This window comes from Lysinibacillus zambalensis, from assembly GCF_040183165.1.
GTDB classification, from domain to species: Bacteria; Bacillota; Bacilli; order Bacillales_A; family Planococcaceae; genus Lysinibacillus; species Lysinibacillus zambalensis.
Map to the genome: position 1 here is coordinate 97,088 of NZ_JBEGDG010000002.1, position 20,899 is coordinate 117,986.

Annotated in this window: 22 protein-coding genes and 3 pseudogenes; 5 read left to right on the forward strand and 20 right to left on the reverse strand. The window is 34.8% G+C overall.

The features are described 5' to 3' along the window. Positions 1 to 14: 14 nt before the first annotated feature. The 4 genes from ABNX05_RS03315 to ABNX05_RS03330 form a co-directional block, all read right to left on the reverse strand. Complete coding sequence (locus tag ABNX05_RS03315) at positions 15 to 617, reverse strand: NDxxF motif lipoprotein (protein WP_349658410.1); 603 nt, start codon at positions 615 to 617, stop codon at positions 15 to 17. Positions 618 to 894: 277 nt separating this feature from the next. After that, positions 895 to 1,689, reverse strand: coding sequence for a MerR family transcriptional regulator (locus tag ABNX05_RS03320; RefSeq protein WP_349658847.1), 795 nt, complete (start codon positions 1,687 to 1,689; stop codon positions 895 to 897). 108 nt (positions 1,690 to 1,797) lie between these two features. Next, the gene (locus ABNX05_RS03325) at positions 1,798 to 2,541 is read right to left on the reverse strand and encodes a GNAT family N-acetyltransferase (protein ID WP_349658411.1); all 744 of its coding nucleotides are present in this window, start codon (positions 2,539 to 2,541) and stop codon (positions 1,798 to 1,800) included. Between the two features lie 201 nt (positions 2,542 to 2,742). After that, positions 2,743 to 3,627 carry a LysR family transcriptional regulator gene (locus ABNX05_RS03330; RefSeq protein ID WP_349658412.1) on the reverse strand — a complete coding sequence of 295 codons (885 nt, stop codon included), beginning with the start codon at positions 3,625 to 3,627 and terminating at the stop codon, positions 2,743 to 2,745. A gap of 133 nt (positions 3,628 to 3,760) precedes the next feature. Between ABNX05_RS03330 and ABNX05_RS03335 the strand changes: the two genes are divergently transcribed. Next, positions 3,761 to 4,774: an alpha/beta fold hydrolase gene (locus ABNX05_RS03335; protein WP_349658413.1), complete on the forward strand. Its 1,014-nt coding sequence runs from the start codon at positions 3,761 to 3,763 to the stop codon at positions 4,772 to 4,774. A 604-nt stretch (positions 4,775 to 5,378) separates the two neighbouring features. On the opposite strand, the gene ABNX05_RS03340 is transcribed toward ABNX05_RS03335, so the two are convergent. Together ABNX05_RS03340 and ABNX05_RS03345 are read right to left on the reverse strand one after the other, a co-directional pair. Beyond that, on the reverse strand, positions 5,379 to 5,912 hold the full coding sequence (locus ABNX05_RS03340; RefSeq protein ID WP_349658414.1) for a hypothetical protein: 534 nt from the start codon (positions 5,910 to 5,912) through the stop codon (positions 5,379 to 5,381). Between the two features lie 190 nt (positions 5,913 to 6,102). Continuing rightward, positions 6,103 to 6,486, reverse strand: a pseudogene (locus ABNX05_RS03345) (IS1595 family transposase); the annotation flags it as partial. Here ABNX05_RS03345 and ABNX05_RS03350 point away from each other — a divergent pair. Both ABNX05_RS03350 and ABNX05_RS03355 read left to right on the forward strand, forming a co-directional pair. Next, positions 6,463 to 7,157, forward strand: a pseudogene (locus ABNX05_RS03350) (nucleotide disphospho-sugar-binding domain-containing protein); the annotation flags it as partial. The pseudogenes ABNX05_RS03345 and ABNX05_RS03350 sit on opposite strands and share 24 nt — an antisense overlap. Before the next feature lie 21 nt (positions 7,158 to 7,178). Further along, the gene (locus ABNX05_RS03355) at positions 7,179 to 7,376 is read left to right on the forward strand and encodes a GrpB family protein (RefSeq protein ID WP_349658848.1); all 198 of its coding nucleotides are present in this window, start codon (positions 7,179 to 7,181) and stop codon (positions 7,374 to 7,376) included. 73 nt (positions 7,377 to 7,449) lie between these two features. Here ABNX05_RS03355 and ABNX05_RS03360 read toward each other — a convergent pair whose 3' ends face one another. After that, a complete protein-coding gene (locus ABNX05_RS03360) occupies positions 7,450 to 8,544 on the reverse strand; it encodes a DUF418 domain-containing protein (RefSeq protein ID WP_349658415.1) in 1,095 nt (364 codons plus the stop codon). Positions 8,545 to 8,782: 238 nt separating this feature from the next. On the opposite strand from ABNX05_RS03360, the gene ABNX05_RS03365 reads away from it, so the two are divergent. Next, positions 8,783 to 9,520 carry a helix-turn-helix domain-containing protein gene (locus ABNX05_RS03365; RefSeq protein WP_349658416.1) on the forward strand — a complete coding sequence of 246 codons (738 nt, stop codon included), beginning with the start codon at positions 8,783 to 8,785 and terminating at the stop codon, positions 9,518 to 9,520. An 85-nt stretch (positions 9,521 to 9,605) separates the two neighbouring features. Here ABNX05_RS03365 and ABNX05_RS03370 read toward each other — a convergent pair whose 3' ends face one another. After that, on the reverse strand, positions 9,606 to 9,956 hold the full coding sequence (locus ABNX05_RS03370; protein WP_349658417.1) for a transposase: 351 nt from the start codon (positions 9,954 to 9,956) through the stop codon (positions 9,606 to 9,608). A 257-nt stretch (positions 9,957 to 10,213) separates the two neighbouring features. On the opposite strand from ABNX05_RS03370, the gene ABNX05_RS03375 reads away from it, so the two are divergent. Then, the gene (locus tag ABNX05_RS03375) at positions 10,214 to 10,768 is read left to right on the forward strand and encodes a M23 family metallopeptidase (protein WP_349658418.1); all 555 of its coding nucleotides are present in this window, start codon (positions 10,214 to 10,216) and stop codon (positions 10,766 to 10,768) included. 271 nt (positions 10,769 to 11,039) lie between these two features. Here the strand turns inward: ABNX05_RS03375 and ABNX05_RS03380 are convergent. From ABNX05_RS03380 to ABNX05_RS03435, 12 genes and pseudogenes are all read right to left on the reverse strand, one after another. Next, a pseudogene (locus ABNX05_RS03380) lies at positions 11,040 to 12,240 on the reverse strand (ISL3 family transposase). A gap of 189 nt (positions 12,241 to 12,429) precedes the next feature. After that, a complete protein-coding gene (locus ABNX05_RS03385) occupies positions 12,430 to 13,152 on the reverse strand; it encodes an SDR family NAD(P)-dependent oxidoreductase (protein WP_349658419.1) in 723 nt (240 codons plus the stop codon). A gap of 258 nt (positions 13,153 to 13,410) precedes the next feature. Then, positions 13,411 to 14,238 (reverse strand): MetQ/NlpA family ABC transporter substrate-binding protein, encoded by an 828-nt coding sequence (locus tag ABNX05_RS03390; RefSeq protein WP_349658420.1) that lies wholly within the window; start codon positions 14,236 to 14,238, stop codon positions 13,411 to 13,413. 18 nt (positions 14,239 to 14,256) lie between these two features. Further along, entirely contained in the window at positions 14,257 to 14,910 is a 654-nt protein-coding gene (locus ABNX05_RS03395; RefSeq protein WP_349658421.1) for a methionine ABC transporter permease, read from the reverse strand. Further along, complete coding sequence (locus tag ABNX05_RS03400; protein ID WP_349658422.1) at positions 14,907 to 15,941, reverse strand: methionine ABC transporter ATP-binding protein; 1,035 nt, start codon at positions 15,939 to 15,941, stop codon at positions 14,907 to 14,909. The genes ABNX05_RS03395 and ABNX05_RS03400 overlap by 4 nt, the downstream gene beginning before the upstream one ends. A gap of 61 nt (positions 15,942 to 16,002) precedes the next feature. Then, positions 16,003 to 17,181 carry a M20 metallopeptidase family protein gene (locus ABNX05_RS03405; protein ID WP_349658423.1) on the reverse strand — a complete coding sequence of 393 codons (1,179 nt, stop codon included), beginning with the start codon at positions 17,179 to 17,181 and terminating at the stop codon, positions 16,003 to 16,005. 236 nt (positions 17,182 to 17,417) lie between these two features. After that, a complete protein-coding gene (locus ABNX05_RS03410; RefSeq protein WP_349658424.1) occupies positions 17,418 to 17,669 on the reverse strand; it encodes a hypothetical protein in 252 nt (83 codons plus the stop codon). A gap of 18 nt (positions 17,670 to 17,687) precedes the next feature. Continuing rightward, positions 17,688 to 17,918, reverse strand: coding sequence for a hypothetical protein (locus ABNX05_RS03415; protein WP_349658425.1), 231 nt, complete (start codon positions 17,916 to 17,918; stop codon positions 17,688 to 17,690). 37 nt (positions 17,919 to 17,955) lie between these two features. Beyond that, the gene (locus ABNX05_RS03420) at positions 17,956 to 18,549 is read right to left on the reverse strand and encodes a TetR/AcrR family transcriptional regulator (RefSeq protein ID WP_349658426.1); all 594 of its coding nucleotides are present in this window, start codon (positions 18,547 to 18,549) and stop codon (positions 17,956 to 17,958) included. Between the two features lie 280 nt (positions 18,550 to 18,829). After that, positions 18,830 to 19,246, reverse strand: coding sequence for an inner membrane protein YiaA (yiaA, locus tag ABNX05_RS03425; protein ID WP_432760125.1), 417 nt, complete (start codon positions 19,244 to 19,246; stop codon positions 18,830 to 18,832). A gap of 446 nt (positions 19,247 to 19,692) precedes the next feature. Further along, positions 19,693 to 19,911, reverse strand: a complete 219-nt coding sequence (locus tag ABNX05_RS03430; protein ID WP_349658428.1) for a hypothetical protein — start codon at positions 19,909 to 19,911, stop codon at positions 19,693 to 19,695. A gap of 369 nt (positions 19,912 to 20,280) precedes the next feature. Continuing rightward, on the reverse strand, positions 20,281 to 20,850 hold the full coding sequence (locus ABNX05_RS03435) for a hypothetical protein (RefSeq protein WP_349658429.1): 570 nt from the start codon (positions 20,848 to 20,850) through the stop codon (positions 20,281 to 20,283). Positions 20,851 to 20,899: the final 49 nt, after the last annotated feature.

The following is a 20,899-nucleotide window of genomic DNA, read 5'->3' on the forward strand; positions in this document are numbered from 1 at the left end:
AAAATATATTCTTTCTATTCATCAAAATATGTAGTTTTTATATTTTTCTCGTCTAAAAACTTTTCAATTTTTAATTGCTGCCTTCCATTCGCTTTAGAAAAATGCTCTGAAGCAAAATCTGATATTTCGGTCAAACTACCATTTTCAACCGCACCAACAATTTCCTCTTCAAATTGTGTTAAAGTTTCCCTGATGGAAGATACAAATTCGTAAATTGTCTTTGAAGGTTCTTTATAATCATCAGGGATAGTATTATTACTTAAAAAATCATTGAAATTCGCATCATTCTTTTTTCCTTCATCCATTAATTTTTTTAATTTTTCCCAATCCGATTCAGTAGCATCCTCATCTTTATAAACGATTGTTTGCATTTCTTCATCGATTACATGACTATAATCCATATACTTTTTTATACTTGCTTTCATTTCATCTTCACTAATAGTTTCATTCTTTTTATTAGAAACAAATAGATCGTCTGGAATTTTAACAGGCACATTGCTAGCTGAATTTTCCTTACTTTCTTTTTTGCTTTCTTCTTTAGGCATTGTATCTTGTGAACAACCATACATGACCACAATTGATAATGCCATTAATAAATATAAAAAAATTCTTTTCATCTTAATCTCCTTTTCAATTCATTAAATATTTCTAGTATAGTAAAGCTATTATTGCTAGCCCCCTTATTCGAACATCTCGAATCGTCTATAAATGAATTAATCTAAAAAGGGTTCCTTCGCTTCATGGTGTACTAGTTGAATAGTACACTATAACTGTTGAGTTTTCAAGTATTAAATTCAAAAAAAAGGAAGAACCTATAAATAAATGGCTCTTCCTTCGTGAATTTAAGTTGAATAACGTACGCCTCTTTAGCTAAGAAGCGTGAAACAATAATGATCACTTGATAGGTGCATAAATCTCTAAAAATACCCGTTCCAGTCCACCTTCATAAGTGGTCAGTAATAGATTTATATAAACTTGCCCCAATAGTACATACCCTTTTTCTATTGCAAACTTTCTTAAATTCGCTTCCACGTGTTGATCAATATTTTTCCCACCATTTGACCATCTTCCATCTTCAATAACTGTATAAATACATTTTTGATGAGATAAAATTTCACCTTCTATTTCTTCATCTAAGTCTTCCACTTTTTGTACAATTATAAACTTATCTCCTATAATACTTTCTTCATTGAAGCTGATGACTCTTCTTAAAGATGTGAGCGTAACTGCTTTTTTTAAGCTGTCTGCATTCTTTTTTAAAGTGTCATATTCTTCATACGCAGTAAAATGTTCTATTTCTCCCTTTATTTCTAAAGGTTTCATTTCCTTAACTATGTACTTCCCTAAAAATTGTTTGATTTTTTTACAATCTTCTTTTACTTTCTGAATCTTTTTCAATAGTAGTTTTTTATATTCAATTTCCAGTAAAACCTCTTGTTCTTTTTCTTCTAATAATGATTGAATTCCATCAATACTCTTACTCTTTCTTAATTCCTGGATTTTTTTAATTTCAATATCAATTTCTCGATAGAAATTTACTGTTGTAATATCATAAATATCAAAATGACTATATTTTCTATACCCATTCTCAATATTTTGCTTTGGCTTTACTAATTCTTTTTCCTCGTAAAATTTCAAGGTATCTCTAGATACACCTAAAAAATTAGCCACTTGCCCAATTGTGTACATTTTCCCACCCTTTAACAATACAATTTCTATAATCGATAAACCTATTTTTCCTATCAAAGGAAAAATAGGCAACTGTTATTCTCCAAGGAAATTTCTATAGATTCTATCCTACCGAGACTTTCCGACAGTACACTCAGGAGAAATGACATCCCACTTTCCAAACAGCGTCAAACCTGCCGCTTTAGCTAGGAACGTTGAAGCCTCGTTATCGAGCTGGCATCTGTACTGTGTTTCGTAACCCTGCTCAAAGGCGTACTTACTAATTGAACGCACTACTTTGCGAGCATGACCTTTTCCTCTAAAAGATGTCAAAGTCAGTACGCCTAGGTCTGCAATTTGAGTATCTTCTTCCCAAGGATACATGCTAGCAGCACAAACTAATCGGTTATGCTCAAAAGAACCGTATACCGCCCAATGATCCAACTCCACATAAGCATCATCCAAATCTTGTTCCGACGCGGAGGACTCGAACTTAGAGAAAACTGCATCATCTTGCTCTGTTAATTGGCGCAATGACCCTTCCAAACTTTCTTGCAGCAAAACGTTCTTTTCGGCTTCTGAAAAATAGAAAATATAATCTGCACCATGTAGTGTGACGCCAACTTCCTTTAATTTCTGACGGAAGACCAGATCAGACAGTTTTCGTCCTTTGGATAGGTCTAATTTATCGGCCATCTCAGGCGTCAAGACTGCCCAAAACCGACCGTCAGTCGTTTCCAGCACCATGAGTCTACTATCTTCGCTTAGATCTGGGTTGATAGTAATCGTAAATTTTCCATCGTTATAGATAATGTCTCCGTTTAAAAAAAGCGACTTCCAATAGTCAGTTATCGTCGGTGAAAATAAAGGCATACATATACCCCCTACAATTTCTCAAGTATTACCCTAAACCAATCTCGGTATTGAGCCAGCACGATTTCGAAATTAGTTTAGGGTTTTAAATGAACTTCTGAAATCTACCTTTCCCTCTTATATGTGATTTAGCTATGGTGCGGAGAAATAAATCGTTCGCGAACGTACATTCAGGATATTTCATTTGCTATTTTCTAGACTCTATTTTAATACATTTCTTGCCGATTCGATAAAGGCCCTCATCGATGGTGAAATCCATTTTTCTTGATGCCACAGCATTTGAGTAGTAAATCGTATTTCCGATAAATCCCAAGGTAAAGCAATCAGTTCTCCCCGCTCCATCTCTCCCTTTATAGCCATTTCCGGTAGTAAGGCAATGCCAAGCCCAACCATAGCGCATTGTTTAATGGCCTCTGCACTATTAAACTCTAGTTCAGTTAAGCTGTCGGCACCCTTTCTCAGTAACGTTCGATAGAAGAAAGTCCGGTAAGAGCAACCTTTTTCACTTAATATAATTTGCTCTCTATTAAAATCTTCTATGCCTAATGTAGAGCGTGTAGCTAATGAATGGTCGGGTGATACTACCATAAGAAAAGGTTCGTCCATTAAAAGCTCTGCATGTAGATCTGTCGATATGACAGGTTCATCCAGCATAAAGACCACATCAACATTTCCTTCTCTCAGGCTCTGTTTCAAATTGTCACTAGACAAGGGCCTAAATAAAAGACGAACGTGCGGATATCGTTCACGAAAAAGCCGGAGCAAAGCGGGTAACCGATATGTACAGAGCACTTCATCTGCACCGATTATCACCGTACCAGTTAATTCTTCGCTCTGACTTGAAACATACCGAGCCTCCTCAACATCATTTAAAATTTTATTGGCATAGGGCAACAACTGGTGGCCTGCATCTGTTAATACAACACTCTTACCCCAGCGATCCAATAGCTTAACGCCCAATTCTTCCTCTAAAGCCTTGATTTGCATGGTTACAGTAGACGGAACATAGTTCAATACTTCGGCAGTGCGGCTAAAACTGCATGTGGAAGCAAGCGTCCAAAATGTTTTAAGTTGGCGGATTTCCATTGACAACACCTCTTAAGTTCAAAAACATTGAATGTTACAATCAAAAACGTTTCGTTGATTTGATGGTAGCAGTGTCGTAGAGTAAAAATCAAGCTTCAATACCAAATCTTGTATAACAAAGGAGATTCGAATCATGAAAGATTACGAAATTTATTCACTAGGAGATGTCATACTGCAATCAGATCAAAAGCTACCTCAAGCCTTTCTTGCCTATAAAACGTATGGTACTTTAAATTCTGCAAAGTCCAATGTAATTGTCTATCCTACCTGGTTTGCTGGCCAACATACCGATAATGAGTGGCTTATTGGCCCCGGTAAAGCACTCGATCCTGACAAATATTTCATCATTGTGCCTAATATGTTTGGAAATGGGTTATCTTCCTCCCCAAGCAATACACCAGCCCCTTTTGACAGAGCGAATTTTCCGCTCATAACGATTTATGACAATGTCCGACTACAACATCAGCTCGTAACAAAGAAATTTGGTATTTCAAAAATTGCTCTAGTCGTTGGCTGGTCACTGGGGGCGCTGCAAACCTTTCAATGGGGAACTAGTTATCCTGAGATGGTCGAGCGGATTGCACCATTTGGCGGAACAGCAAAAACTAGACCACATGCTCAAGTTGTTTTTGAGGGGCTTATTGCAGCATTGCAAGCGGACTCCAATTGGAAGGAAGGCTTCTATGATTATCAGCCTGTAGTAGGGCTTGCTGCGATGGGACGCGCCTATGCTCCTTGGGGGTTTTCTCAAGCTTATTATTTAGAGCAACTCTATGAGTCAGAGGGATATTTGACGTTAAATGCATATCTGAAAGACTATTGGGATCAAGTGTTTCTTTCTTTTGATGCCAATGATTTGGTTGCTATGCTCCGTACAGGAATCACCGGAGATATTAGCGCTAACACCGAAGACTACAAAAATTTTGAACAGGCATTAAACAAAATCACTGCTCATGCTCTTGTTATGCCAGGATCGACTGATCTGTTCTTCCCTCCTGAGGATAATGCATATGAAGTGAAACATATGCCTAATGCTATATATCAGCTAATTGAATCCAAATGGGGACATTGCTTTGGAATCGGACAGAACGAACTTGATTCCCTTGTGATAGACAACTATCTGAAACAATTTTTGCAGTTGGGATGAGTAACTTTACGTATTCTAGTAACAGAGAAGTAGATAATGCCCTTCTCCATAATTTTTTCACTTACAATAATAAAGTAAAACTTTAATCAGTGTGGGGTTTGCTTCTTCCCCCACTGATTATTAGTCTTCACCAATCGGACTTTTACTGGCAGTTCATCTCCCACCTATCTTCTTTGCTTTCGCCAAATTTTAAGGTAAGAATCTGGTACCTAACGCTTCGTTTACGGTACAAATAAATTACTGCCCTTTAATGTAAACATAGGCTATTCATCTAAAAAGATACACGATCAAACTTGCTAAAAAATCTCACTCTGTTTTACCATGGTTAAGCAATGATAAGGGAAAGTATCTCTTACTCTTACACCATTTTGACTATACCTTTATCTAAGGAGTGGTAAAATTGGCGCGTGTTTTATTTAGGCTGTTTTCCAAAAGATTGTTGCTGTTAAAACTAAAAGACAGATTTAATCTACAAAATGTGTAGGATAAATCTGTCTTTTCGGTTTGATATTTCGTGAATCGAAAATTTAACGAAAGCTCTGATTAGTTGAAGAAAAAACATTCATTATTTTTAAAATATTTTACTTACTTCTATGTAAAATAACTATTTTCCTCGTGGCCAAATGAAATATGCAATAGATATGATAAAATCAATTCCCAGTACTAAAGACCATACTTTTAGTGTTTCAAAAAGTATAGAGCTTCGGTCCGCATCATTTACTAAGTATATCAATATTAATAAAAATCCTGCTCCGATGATATATGCAAATAAATGCTGAAAAGACCCTTTCAAAGAATTACGAGCATATGCGAAACCAGTCTTTTTTTCAGGTTTTGTTCCCTCTTTTTTTATGTAGTATAAGAACTTTTCATCAGCCCAACGAACGATACTCTTTCCAAAAGCAATCGACACACCTAAATAGATAGCAGCAATTGCGTGAGACTTAGTTGCATTTCCACCCTTTAATAGATCTATAGCAGTTACGATTAACAGAAACAAATCAATCACGGGTGTTAGAAGTAAAAAGAACGATCCCATTTTTTTAAAGTTATATACATAACGTAAAGTTAGACCGAGTATTATAACAATCCAAAAACCAATTTCTGCTGCAATAATTGACCAAGTAATAAAATTCAATTAACCACCCCACACTTTTACTTACAAAAAATCTAGTAGTATAAAAACACACGCTTATATATTGTATATTATATTATAAAATAAGGAGAAACAATAAAAAAATTCCAACTATTATCAAATTAACCATATTAATTCAGCAAAAACCTCTTTTTGCTTCGCTAATTGAATAACAGTAAACCACTGAATCTGCTTAAAAAGCATCTGATAAATGGTGCTCTTTGCCTTTTCTTATTGCTTCAATTGTGAAATAGTTAGATTTTTGACAAGTTGAAATAAGCATTTGCTCTACCCGATTTTCAAATGCCAAGTTTTTATGTAACTCAAGCCAACGATACCAGTAAAGGTAACTATCCAAATAATACGTACCAACGCCCTGAAATCGTTCCATCCATCCTTTCAAACGGCGATGGAAGTTATTAACGTGTTGTATATGGAATATCCCTTTTTTTACTCGTTGATTTTGATTAAGATTAACTGTTTCGTGTTTAAGATTTTTTGCTGCTGCAAATTTTTTATAATTGGTAGCGGTATCCGTGCATAACAAAGAAGAATGGGCTATATAATCCCCGAGGAGCTAATTTCGCGAGGAGAAGAGGTAGTGTTCTTTACGATAGAAGCTTTTCGGGAGCGTATTGAGAAGACAGGAGCGACTGTGCGCACGTTTGATGGCCAAAAATTTATTAAAGCCTTTATCTCAGGCGGAAGAACTCATTTGCTCGAAAGGGTCAATGGACTTTTACTTACTGCAGATATCGTCATCCCTAGCGTACTTGAACAGAATGGAGAACATTTTGATTACATCATCCACGATTCTATGCTTGGTTGTGGGCATTTACTTGCCAAAATCCTGAAGCTGCCGGCAATCAATTCGTGTACTTCTTTTGCGGAAACCAAACTATCATTCGATCAAACATTAGAACATCTTTCACAAAACGTCCTATTTATATATCCCTCGGTACGGTCTTAAATCAAGCCATTGATTTCTATAAGCTATGTTTAAAGGCATTCGGGAATACTGAGCATGCCGTTGTCATGTCGATTGGGGAACAAACCCCACTTGATGCATTAGGAGAAATTCCTGAAAACCTCATAGTGAAAAATTATGTACCACAAACAGATTTGCTTCAATACACTAAATTATTTATCACACATGGCGGCATGAATAGCACCAATGAAGCTCTCTATAACGGGGTTCCGCTAATCGTTATCCCACTAAGTGCGGATCAGCCGATCATCGCTAAGCAACACGCTTTTCAATATGACAACATGGAAGAAATAGAAAGACATTTAGCATTTAGAGATTATCTCCGAGAGCATCCCGAAATTTGCAGGCAGTATGGAGAAATAAAGAGCCAACTTGCCAAGCAGTATCCAAATGATAGTGATGGGTATTGTAATGGGAAAGACGATTTTATCAAAAGTGTTGAAAAAGATGCTATTAAATGGCATTGGTCTGTCCGTTAATTTGAATCTTCATTTAGCGGCTAGAAAGCGATCCGGCTCGTTAGAGGAACGCTTTCTAAATTTGCTTCCACTACTAATCTGTCATTTTTCTCATCACCCACTCAATCGGTCCTCTTTTATATTTTTTGCTCCATAAAACAGAAAAGAAAATACTCGCTACGAAAAATAATATTGTAAATACTAATGAAAATGCTAACGTTTGGTTTTCTAACCTATTGAATAACGCCAATATACCCACACCGATGAATACATGGCTTACATAATGCGTTAATGTTAATTGGCCTGTTTGAATAAGTGATTTTATCAACCATTGTCCAGCAAACCTTTCTACGATATAAACAGAAGCGACAATGACAATGATCGAAGACGCGGAATTCGATAAGATATATAAAATATTTGGAGGAATTGGCCCTGTTTGAAACAAAAATTCACCACTTTTTACATCTAACACCGATAGCGATAGTCGCATTAATAGTTTTGAAAGTACCTCTATTGTTATTAGTAGAATTATAGAAATAAAAAACATTTTGTTTCCTACAGCTTTCTTCATTATATCAAGTCTGCCAAGGATCATTCCAAGCAAAAAGAAACAGAGCCAAGGGAATAATGGGTGATATCCATTAAACAAGAGATTTCTTAGAAAACCTTCGATCGTCCAAAAATCAAGATATTCCATAAACGGTTGTTCTGGATGCCATCCCTTCAAATAATTCATTGTCACTTGTAAGGCTTGCGAGGTGATTAAAAAAAGACTAGATAGGATGATCATGAGTTTTGTAGAAGCTACGATAAGGAAGGATGCCATCAACATATAAACACCATAATAATGGAGAATATCTCCAGTCCAATCAGCAACATATAAAAGTAAACCTAGAATAAAGAGAAAAGCGGAACGTTTCCATAATTTCATCTTATTCTCTTTAATAGTAGAAAGCTCACCGCTAATTCTAGCTTTTCTTGTCATCAAGGCAACTCCGATACCAGCCAACGTAACAAAAGTGGCAGACGCTCTTCCATCGAAAAGTCCAGTAAACCATAAAAGCCAATCCGGCCCTCTCCCTGCCGCTCCCATAATGATTTTAAAATTGACGATAAGCATCCCAAACATAGCCAAGGCTCGAGCGAAGTCTAGCCCCTCAATTCGTTTAGATTGTAACGGTTCTGTCATAACTGTTCCTCCTTCTGTTAATACACCATCACTATAAACTATAGGGTTTACCTAATGTCAAACCAACTTTTGTTTGTCCACCACTCAATTCATTTCCCCAAAAAATACGTTAGGTTTATCGCATGGAATTAATCTTTCTTTCATTCTCATTGATAACTGTAAGAGGTTTTATCTTAGGTTTATTGGTTGACATTAGGCTAGCCCTAGAGTTTATATTTATTTAGAGAAGAGGGATATTATGGATGAAACAATTACAATAAATCAATTGGCTAAAATATTTGGTATCAGTCATCATCAAATACGATATTACGAAGAAAAAGGGCTCTTATTCCCATCCTACACGGATAATAATAGATATCGAAAATATTCGCTGAAGGAAATTTATCAACTTGCTCAAATATTAATGTTGAGAAACTTAAATCTTTCAATCGCACAAATTAAAGAGGTTTTAACTTCGTATGAAAAAAGTGATTATTTGAAGTTATTAAAAGAAAAATCAAAAGAAGTTTCCGATGAAATAAACAAACTGCAAAAAATAAAAAAGGTAATTGATCACCATTATGTAAATATTACAAACCAAAAAGTAAATTCAACAAAATACTTAAACAATAAACATTTAGAAAAAATAATCACTTTAAAAATAAATGAAACTTTATCAGCCAAGGATATGTTTAAATTTCAATTATCAAAACAATTTTTTTATAATGATATTATTTATGTTTTTGAAGAAGAGGAATACCATATATGTACAGAAACAGAACGGAAAGCTGATTTCATCATGAATGAAGGTAAATATAGTTCAATATTTATTGTAGGTGAAACAGATGATGAAATTGAGGAACAAATAGCATCCATTATCGACAAAAATAGTACCCCTATCTATATAATGGAGCTCTCAAGTGGCATTTTTACTAATAGTAATATTCTTGAGTTAGAAGTTCTGATTCCCGAAAAAGATGATAACTACTTGGGTTAAATTTATTAGAATATTAACCTCATGATAGCGAATATTAATTTACGGTTCTAAGTCAAATGTTGGGGTGGTGTAATCTTTTAGCACGTTAACCCAGATGAACTCCGATTTCTTTATACTTTAAATTTAATAAGATTTTTGCTCGAAAGTGATCGAAACGTCGAAAGCCATATGCATTCCGTTTCATCACTTTTGTCTTATTATTAATATCTTCTAAGAAGCCGTTGGAATAACCAAAACTAAAGCTATTTAAAATTTCTACATGCCAATTTTTCAATGTTTGAATTGCTTTTAAGAAAGCTGGTAATCTTGTCTCTTCTACCTTACGGTAAAAAGCTAGTAATCGCTTCTTCACTTCTACGACATCATTCTTTGTCTTTGCCAAATCAAACCATTCACAATAGGCTTCCTTTAATTCATGAGCTACTTTTAAATACATTTCCTTTCTTAAGAAGTATGGATAAACCGTTCAACTTTAATTAGTTGAGCGGTCTTATTTTTTAAAACATTTCCTTTAGCAGCGACTCAGTGAGTCCTTTTTATTCGTAGTCCCTTAGTTCAGTTACTAACAAACTTTGTTATGCATGAAAAGAATATGCTTTTTATATTTTATTGACAAGAATGGACAAACACCAAATTTGGATAATCACATAATATATTAAATAACTTATATAAAACTAAAGGAGAATTGAACATTTGAAAATATATTGTAGACATCCGTTTAATACGACAGCACAAATCGAGGTCATTTATGGGTGTAGTGATAATCATGAGGGTGCAAAAGACTTAAGATTTGTTGGTGGTATGCCACATGGAACGCCTGTTTATGCAATGGAATCGGGCGTAGTAGCTCATTTAAAACGAGGCAGAATACATTGTGATACTGATAACTGCCCAAATGAAGCTAATAATGTTGTGATTCAAGGTAGTGATAAGTTCTTCACCGAATATGCTCATATAACACCAGCTCCCTTTATTTCTCAACTTAGTCCCCCTCGGTTTGTACCGCTAAGGATCGGGGACAGAATCAGAGCTGGGCAACTAATTGGTTGGGTGGATAACTCCGGCCGTACGACGGTTCCTCATGTTCATATTTCACGTTTTCAATTTTTAAATTTAAATCCTCCCAGACCAATGAAAACTTATGATGGATTTACTTGTGATTGGTCTATAGTCGGTGTCGATGCACCTTATGTACCTTTAGAGTGTAAGTCACTCGACAGTTTTCCTCGTTGGCCATTGCTACCATGACACAGGTTCGATTCAAATTGAATATTAATATTCAAAAAATAAAGTTTTTAATAACCTGTCATTTTAGATCCACCTCAATATAACAGTATTGGGGTGAAAGAAATGAACAAGAAAAAACATCCGTTATATTATATATGGAATTGGATGATGTATCGTTGTTATAAGCCGTATTTGCCACATACACTACACACATTGCGAAGCGGTCGTTTGGTTGGAGTTAGTATAGAAATAAAAAAAGGTTAATGTTGGGGTGGTGTAATCTTTTAGCACGTTAACCCAGATGAACTCCGATTTCTTTATACTTTAAATTTAATAAGATTTTTGCTCGAAAGTGATCGAAACGTCGAAAGCCATATGCATTCCGTTTCATCACTTTTGTCTTATTATTAATATCTTCTAAGAAGCCGTTGGAATAACCAAAACTAAAGCTATTTAAAATTTCTACATGCCAATTTTTCAATGTTTGAATTGCTTTTAAGAAAGCTGGTAATCTTGTCTCTTCTACCTTACGGTAAAAAGCTAGTAATCGCTTCTTCACTTCTACGACATCATTCTTTGTCTTTGCCAAATCAAACCATTCACAATAGGCTTCCTTTAATTCATGAGCTACTTTTAATGTTTCAGACATTTCTGTATAGCGCTGTAAGTACCACTGTTGTTTTGGTGATAATTTAGATGCACGTTTATAAAACACATGACGCATACGTTTACACTTTGTGCGATTGTATTTGTCCCATTCTTTTTGTACTTGTCGGCGCACTTCATCCATTGCCCAATAGATATAACGGCTAAAATGAAAGCGATCTGCCACAATAACAGGTCGACCTAGCGATTGACGAACAACTGCTTTAAAACTTGGATTCATATCCATGACTACTATCTCAACATCTGCTCCATACTGACTTAAGTAATTTTTTACGATTCGGTAAAATATCAATCGGTTCGCGCGTCTCCGCATTCGCAATTATTAGTTGATACGTACCTGCCTCTGTATCGCCTTTATACTCATCAATCGCGATTGCTTTTGGTAAACGTACACCCTCTACTAATTGTTTATTCGCAACCTTTTTAAAACGGCGAATGACCGTGGTGGTTGATGTACCTAGTACTTCTGCAGCTTCCTTAAATGTTTTAGCTTTTATAGCACGTATACTCACCACTTGATTCCATTCTTTTGAGTAGCGTTGATATTTATCTACGAAGGGGGAATTCTCAGAGAAACGCTTTCCACAATTACAAACATAACGACGACGTTTATAGAAAAGAATAGTTAAACGTTCAAACCATTATAAATGATTGATCTTTTGTATACGGTAATCGTGAACCTTCGAAGTTTCTTTTTTACAAACTGGACATTGATGCGTACATTTTGGCAATTGTACATATAATGCGATTCGATCGCCTATTTCTTCTACTTTCGTAATCTCTACATCTTTTAATCCTGGGATATTCATGTTAAAATTCATTTGCACAGTTCACCTTTCTATTACTTGTTTCTCGACAATTCAAGTATATATAAATCAGTGAATCTGTGCTTTTTTATGCGCGCAAATGTGTGAATACCCCAAAAAATATTATAGAACCTAATTTACTGACATCATTTTAAACGGCTCACATATTGAACACAATCGTTCAACATGTGAGCCGTTTTTTATACTGAATTATACATTCATATCTGTAATTGCAGGAATATTTATCTCTTTCACACAGGAAACTGGTGATAAATTAATCACACATTGGACAATGGCTACAATATCTTGTACAGGAATACGTGTACCTTCGTACAATTTAATTGCTTTTTCAGCCCCTTCTTCAAAAGGTACTTCAGCAGCCAGTTCTCCTGGATTAATACACGTTACAGCGATCTTATCTTTTCTCACATGCTCCCGTAAAGCATTTGTAATACCTCGCAAGCCAAATTTAGATGTCACAAACGAAACTTGCGCATTATTCGTATGATCTAAACCTGCTGTCGATCCTATTAAAATTATTTTTCCATTTTCGGCCTGTCTTAAATTGGGTAATAATGCCTGAATATATGTAATCGTGGAAGTTAAATTAATATTAATTAAGTTTGCAATATCCCCAATCTCATCATTATCAAACGTATAGTCATCTTCAAAACCACGCTTTTCCCATACTCCAACATTATAAATACAAACATCAATAGCAACGCCTTGTAAACTTTCTTTTAAAGCAGGAATATGTTGTTGACTAGATAAATCAATAGCGAGCCATTTCCGATTTACGCCATCATTTATATCTAAACTGCTTGGTCGTGTTCGAGAAACCACCCATACTGTATCTCCTTTTGTTGGTAACCCCTTTACAAATGCATCTCCTAACCCTTGGCTCGCTCCAAATATAATAAAGTTCTTACTCATCCAATCACCCTTTCTATATAACTACAACGTAAGTATAGTTAATACAAAAACTAGTAACAACTAATGTGATTTATGGAAATATTAAGGTATCAAAAAATCGTTTATTTTAACATACAAAAAAAGAATCCATTTTGACAATAATCAATCAAAATAGATTCCTTCAATAGAATAAAAGAAACGATGAACATATCAATTTTTGTTATTCAAATTCTTTTACCACTAGAGAACTTCTAGCAATAAATACAGATTTCACTAGGATTAATCATTTTTAGGGATGAACCAATAGTTATCTTGATTATTTTCATCCATGTATTTTTTAAACTCTGGAGAATTATAGGCGTCTTTTACAGCTTTTGCCCAATCGGTATCTTTGTTTTTTTCATCTACTACTGCTACTAACTCGTAATTTTTCACAACATCTTCTTGCAATATTGCATTTTTCGCATCAATTCCTGAAGAATACACGATACTTCCTGGGATTACACCGTAGTCCAAGTCTTCTAATGTACGTGGGATTTGAGCCGATTCCATTTCTTTAATTTCTAACTCATATTTATTTTCAACGATATCCTCTGCTGTTGCTTGAATTGGATCTACACCGTCTTTAATTTTAATCCAACCTGCTTTTTGTAAAATTGCATATGCACGAGCTGCATTTGATGGATCTTGAGGAATACCAATTACGTCGCCTTTTTTAACCTCATCTACTGATTTCTTTTTACCAGGGAATAAAGCAGCTGGAACTGTTGGCACAGCTGTTACAGCAACAAGAGTTGAGCCACTTTCCTTATTGAAATTGTTCATGTAAGCTGTATGTTGGTCCACGTTTAAATCAATACCACCATCCGCTAAAGCAACATCCGCTTGTCGTAAATCTGTAAATTCCGTGTCTTCCACTTTATATCCTTCATCTTCAAGAATCGGCTTTACGGCTTTTAAAAATAATTCACTATAAGGTCCTGGTGACGTACCAACTTTAATTGTTTTCTTCTCATCTGATGAGCTTGAGTCAGAATCTGAATTCCCGCAGGCTACTAAAAAAATAGCAAGCGATATTATAAGAAATGCTGAAATATATTTTTTCATAAACGTAAGACCCCTTTTTTATTGATGTCTAATTTTTTTCGCTAAATAACTGCCTAGCGTTTGGATAAGTTGCACAATAATAATTAGAATAACAACAGTTAAAATAATGACAAATGTATTAAAGCGTTGATAACCGTGTGATATGGCTAAATTACCTATTCCACCGCCCCCAACTGTACCAGCCATCGCCGTTGCTCCAATCAATCCAATTGTTGCGGTTGTTAACGTTAATATAATAGAAGCAAGTGCCTCAGGAATTAAAAAATGTCGTACAATTTGTAAAGGCTTCGCGCCGAAAGATTTTGCTAATTCGATAATTCCAGGATTCACTTCTAATAGAGATGTTTCCACTAATCGTGCAATAAATGGGGCAATGTAAATAATAAGCGGAACGATCGCTGCCTCCGTACCATATGTTTTTCCGACGATTAAACGTGTGAACGGAACGATCGCTACGAGCAAAATAATAAACGGTAACGAACGAATAATATTAATGATTGAATTTAAAATGAAATAAACAATTTTATTTTCTTTAATACCATTTGGCCTTGTGAGTACTAAAAACAGTGCAAGTGGTAGCCCTAATAACGTTCCAATTAATAACGAAACAGAAACCATATAAACAGTTTCGGTCATAGCCTGCCAAATTATATCCGGTGAAATCCGATTCATATTTTCACATCCTCTACAATGACATTAAACTCTTTAATAAATGCTTTAATTTCTTGAATGTTTGATTCATTTGCAGAAAATGCGATAGTAAAGATGCCTAAAGTAGTTCCCTCTAGTTCTGTAACATTGGCAAAGACAATATTGCTTTCTACATGATTGAAACGTTTATTTAGTTGATATAATAACGAGCTAGCCGTATTTTCTCCTAAAAACTTTAGCCGTAATAAAGTATACGACTGTTGATTTTTTTGATAAAAGTCCAATAAGTCTTTTGGAATTTTATTAGGAATAACCGTTTCTACAAAATCTTTAGTAGTTTGTTCTTTCGGTTGACCGAATACTTGAATAACATTTCCTGATTCGATTAATTGACCATTTTCGATCACAGCTACTTTATTACAAAGGTCACGAATCACTTCCATCTCATGTGTAATTAATAAAATCGTTATATTAAACTGTTCATTTACTCGTTTTAACAATTTTAAAATTGATTTTGTCGTTTTAGGATCGAGTGCAGAAGTTGCCTCATCGCATAATAAAATTTCAGGATTTGTAACCAGCGCACGTGCTATCCCAACACGTTGCTTCTGACCTCCAGAAAGCTGGTTCGGATAGTTTTTATCTTTATCTTCTAACCCTACAAATGAAAGCATTTCTTTCACTTTTCTATCAATCGCATCTTTACTTTCATTACGGAGTTTTAATGGCAAAGCGACATTGTCAAAAACATTTTTAGACTCAAGTAAATTAAAATGTTGAAAAATCATACTAATTTTTTTCTTATTTAAAATTTTCTCATTTGGACTTAATGTTTGAATATCCTTTCCGTCTACGATGATTTGCCCAGAAGTCGGATTTTCTAAGCCATTTACCATCCGAATTAATGTACTTTTACCCGCTCCACTATAGCCAATAATTCCATATATATCGCCTTTTTGAACTTCTAGAGAAACATCATTTAAAGCGACTACTTTCTTTTTCTTTTGATAAAATTCTTTTGCGATATGTTTAAAGACAATCATGGTATTCATTCCTCCAGATTAATTTGCCACTAAACAGAGAATATGCGCTCCATTCTATTGATTTTCATTTTTAATCAATCAAGAAATGATTAGCTATTTTCAAGAATATTTCCCCTGTATTGAGTAGTGCTCGTTCATCAAAATCAAATTTTGGATGATGGTGAGGATATTGTGTATTTGGTTCCTCATTATGAGCGCCTACATAAAAGAAATTTCCGGGTTTTTCTTGTAAATAGTAAGCAAAGTCTTCCGCTCCTAACACCGGTTCTTTTTGAATAAAAGCACTATCTCCAAACTGTTCTTTTATGAATTGCTCCACAATTTTAGCTTCTTCCACCGGATTAACTAGTACTGGGTAACCATGTAAGTAATCTAATTCAAAATCTATATAATTTGTAATCTTTAACCCTTCTAGAATTGCTCGGATTTCCTTTTCTATCTGAGCACGAACATCTTTATTTAATGCACGAACGGTTCCTTCTAAAACAGCTGAATCTGCAATTACATTGAAGGCATTCCCTGCATGTATACTTCCTACTGTTACAACGGCAGCTTCTGTTGGGTTAATACGACGACTAACGATTTGTTGTAGGTGTTGAACTAGTTGTGTTGCGGCAATAATGGAGTCTTTCGTTTCATGAGGTCGAGCTCCATGCCCGCCTTTACCGAAAATTTGAATCGTAAAGGCATCAACTGAGGCCATTGTTGCACCTGAAGCAGTTGACAGCTTGCCAACTGGAAGGTCTGTCGCCAAATGTGCACCAAATACATAATCCACTCCATCTAAAACCCCTTCTTCAATCATAAACTTCGCCCCACCTGGTGGTTTTTCTTCTGCTGGTTGGAAAATAAATTTAGCTGTTCCATGAATGCTGTCCCTATGTTTTTGAAGAACTTTTGCCACCGCGAGTAAAGCAGCCGTATGTCCATCGTGACCACAGGCATGCATAACGCCAGGCACTGTGGATTTATATGTAACTTCTTTTTGATCCTCGATAGGTAATGCATCAAAATCTGCGCGAAATGCAATCGTTTTTCCATGTTCACTTCCTTGAACAATTCCAACTACACCTTTATCACCAACATTTTCTTGCACAGAGATTCCATAGCTTTTTAATGTATTCGCGATAAAGCGGGATGTTTTTTCTTCTTGAAAAGAAAGCTCTGGGTTTTGATGTAAATAACGACGATTTTCTACTATTTCTTCAAATAAGCGGCTCAACTCTTTTGATAGTATTTCAATAGTCAATTCTTAACCCTCCTCGTATTGATTAATCATTCGATATATTCGAACAATTAATACGATTTTAAACATATAAAACCAATAAGTCAACTATGTTTTATGTATTTGTCATCCATTCCAAAATAAAACAACCATCCATCTCGATTGAATCTCGAGACCAGATGGCTGCAAAAGTCTGTCTATTTGATAGGGATAAGTTTTCATTAATTAGGCTGTTACGGGCAAAAAAGATTGTAAAACTATTATCTAATCGTTTTTTTCACTTTCCCGAATATGAAAGCACTGCTTATTATGCCAAGCACACCAAATAACAAAACCCATATATTCTTAAAAAGAAGTCCATAGATGGTCATTACACTACCAATAATTCCACTTGAAAAAGCACTGGATACCATAGAATTTTTTGTTGGTTTAGGGTATTGAATAGAGGTTCCTAAATTTTTATTTCCCCATTTACAAGCTGCATCCATAATATTTTGTAGTTTGTCTAACATCTTTGTATCCTCCTATTTTTAAAATACGATAAAAGAAAAAAATGCATTGGACATTGCACCTAGAAAGGACAACATTGAAAATGATAAACAAACCATTCCTGCAATCTTTTTCGCCTTCTGTTCTCTATTCTTCTTGGACATTAAAACTAACCCTAAGATCAGTAGGAAGCTTGCTAAAATGATATTCATTGCGATAAAGAAAGGTGCTGTTTCTTTTAGAAAGTTTATAATACGCCAAAAAAAGTCCATTGATATCTCCTCCTATTTATTATTTGCAATAGAGCCTTTACTCAAAAATGCTTGCTACCAACTGCTTCGTCATAAATTGAAATGCAGCTAAATGATCACAGTTCTTTGAAATTCCTTCTTTACTTGCAATGCTTGAAAGAAGAACGGTGAAGGTAGAAAAGGCTAAATTTTCAGGAACCTTTAGTTTAAGATTTGCTCGTTTGATTGCTGTACGAAAAAGTTCACTACTATCAAATATTAGTTTTTCTTTCATTTCCTCCGAAAGTTTACTATAAAACGAAGTGAAATCAGTCGTTTTCACGTCATAAAGAAATGGTTTGCTTTCGTATTCATAGTAAAGCTGGATTATGGCAGTTTCAAAGCCGGACTTTTCGGGGCATTGTTCAATTCGCTCAATGAAATTTTCATAAATAGTATCTTGAATGTCATACAGAACTTCAAAAAAAAGTTCTTCCTTACTTGAATATAAATTATAAAAAGTACCTGTTGATATTTCTGCTTTTTTACACAAAGCGCCAATGCTTGTTTCTTTATAACCCGGAGAAATCCAAAATGCCATGCACTCATCTTTCAATTTACTTTTAATCAGACTTTTATCTTCCTCTGAAAAAACTTTTTTTCCCCTTGCCATAGATGATCTCCTTCTTTCGTGAATATTATTTATGAATATTCATAAAATATATTCATATGATAGCATTTAAACCAAATTTTAACAAGAGATTAAATTACAAATTATTTCAGACCGTCACCATTGCTTGTAATTTCATTAGATATAAAAAGCCAACGTTTTGAATAATGTACCTTCAAAACGTTGGCTTTTCTTTCATTTTTTAAATTTCCCCCACATATTCACAAGCTTTTGTCACGGTAAATGCTAAGGAAAATACTTCCTCCATTCCTTTCCATATAACTCAAGCTTTTTCTCTTGCCCGCTGCGTATCTCTTATATTCTTTTGAACTGTTATTGCTGCAAATAAACTAAGAACAAATGCCATCCCAAAAAATCCTTTTTCGCTTAAAACAACACTTCCTGCATTGTATAAACCGATGGCCATTAATGAAATAGATACGATAAGGGCGAACCAGCTAAGACCATAATAAATAGTAGTAACTGGTATTCCCTCATCTTTATCTCTAACTGCTTTTTGTAAAGATATTGCAGAATAAAGTCCGAATACTAAAACTGCAAAGTAAAATCCTTTTTCGTTCAATTGCATAGTTGCGTTAAACAAACCTATAAGATAAGACGCAACGCCTACTAATAGCGCTGCCCACGAAGCCCCTTTGAAGGCTGGAGTCGGTTCTCCCTCTTTCCGTTCTTCTTTCATTTTTAAATCATTTCGTTTTTCTTTATCTACAAAAACTTCATTATCATCATTCAATTTTCCGCCTCCATATTTTAGTCTAATAAAAATGGAGCACCAGGGACATTGTAGTGCACCCAGTACATAGACCTGCATAAAGAACCTGCCATTAAATTGAAGAAGAAAAAACGATCTTCGTAATTAAAGTATATGCTCATTGGCATGAAGAAGATAACTACACAAACTTTAGGTTTTCGCGCTTAATTATGCCGCCGCATAACTGTATCCGATATCGGCTTGTACTTAGGCCTGCAAAAGGTATTAGTGTACATCTTAAATAAGTTGAACTAGTTCTGGATTTAATACAACTTTATGAAACATCCAACAATCAGAGTATTCCGTACCAATTTCATGATCATGCAAGCAAACCCTGTTCATTCCATCACAGCCGTCAAGACCACAACAACCATTTAATCTACTGCTGTCTGAATGGTGGTTTGAATTGAAAAATCGTTGATGTTTATAATGATAGATCCTTTTAATATTTCATAAGCTGTTTCCTCTTGAATTAAATAGAAGCCTCTAGTAATATAATCTTGGCCATCGTTTTCATTAATCAAATTCAGGTCTTTTAATTCCGTTAATGGCTCAGAAATTTCTAAATTACATACTTTACAAATTAGTTTCAACTTGCCGTTTCCTCCTTTTATATGAATATGTGTTCCAGTCAATGCTAGAAATACCCGTTACAACATACAAGTTACCTTCTTTCATGAAGCAAGATGAAGTCTACTTTCTAAAATTCCCAAAATAATTACAGTATCACTTTTTAGATTATGTACGCCAACTATTTGTAAATGCTGAAGCAGTTGATCCACGAATTTCCACCTCTTTTTTATGTTTAAAATAATTGCCTTCTTCCACTATCCTACACTGCTAGTGAAAAATTGCATGCAGACAACTAGAGTTATTTACAATTACTTTATCATCAACAGTCTTACTTCCCATTTTTTTATTGTTTGTTCAACATTCTATTCGCCCCCGTTAGCTCAATAAGTTTAATCTACTTTCTTAGATGATTTGACTCTCTTTGAGTTCCATCTCCAAAATAAGATTAACGAAATGGCTATTATTAAAATCACAAGTTCAAAATCTAAATCCTTATCATGCTTGAACAACATTTTATAGCCTAAATTAACCTCTTTTTTCGGTTTTAGACCTTCCCCAAGTAAATGTTCATAATCATTATTTGATTCTACTAAAACAACTGGACTACAAGGACTATTAAAGTAGTTCCCTTTTTCTTCGTTCAAATAAATAATGTAGTTTTTCCCCTTTTCAAAGTTATAAGCCCATGTAAAATCAGCTTCAAAAATTAATTGGGAATTCACTTCTGTTTTCCAACTTTTCTCAATATCGATCAAGACATACTTTTTTGTCTCTATTAGTCCTGTGAATCCTTCTCGTACACTATCATTTTTCACATCTAAAACCGTCCCAACGATTGCAGTATCAAAATGGTTAATAGCTGGTCCTTCTAATTCAACACAACTCAAAGCATGGCTTTGAATTGGAAAAATTGTAGTTAGAGATATAGACATCATTATTATCAGTAGTATTAATCTCATATTCCCTCCACGTAGTTAAATTTAACCAATTAGACGTCTTTGTTTGACT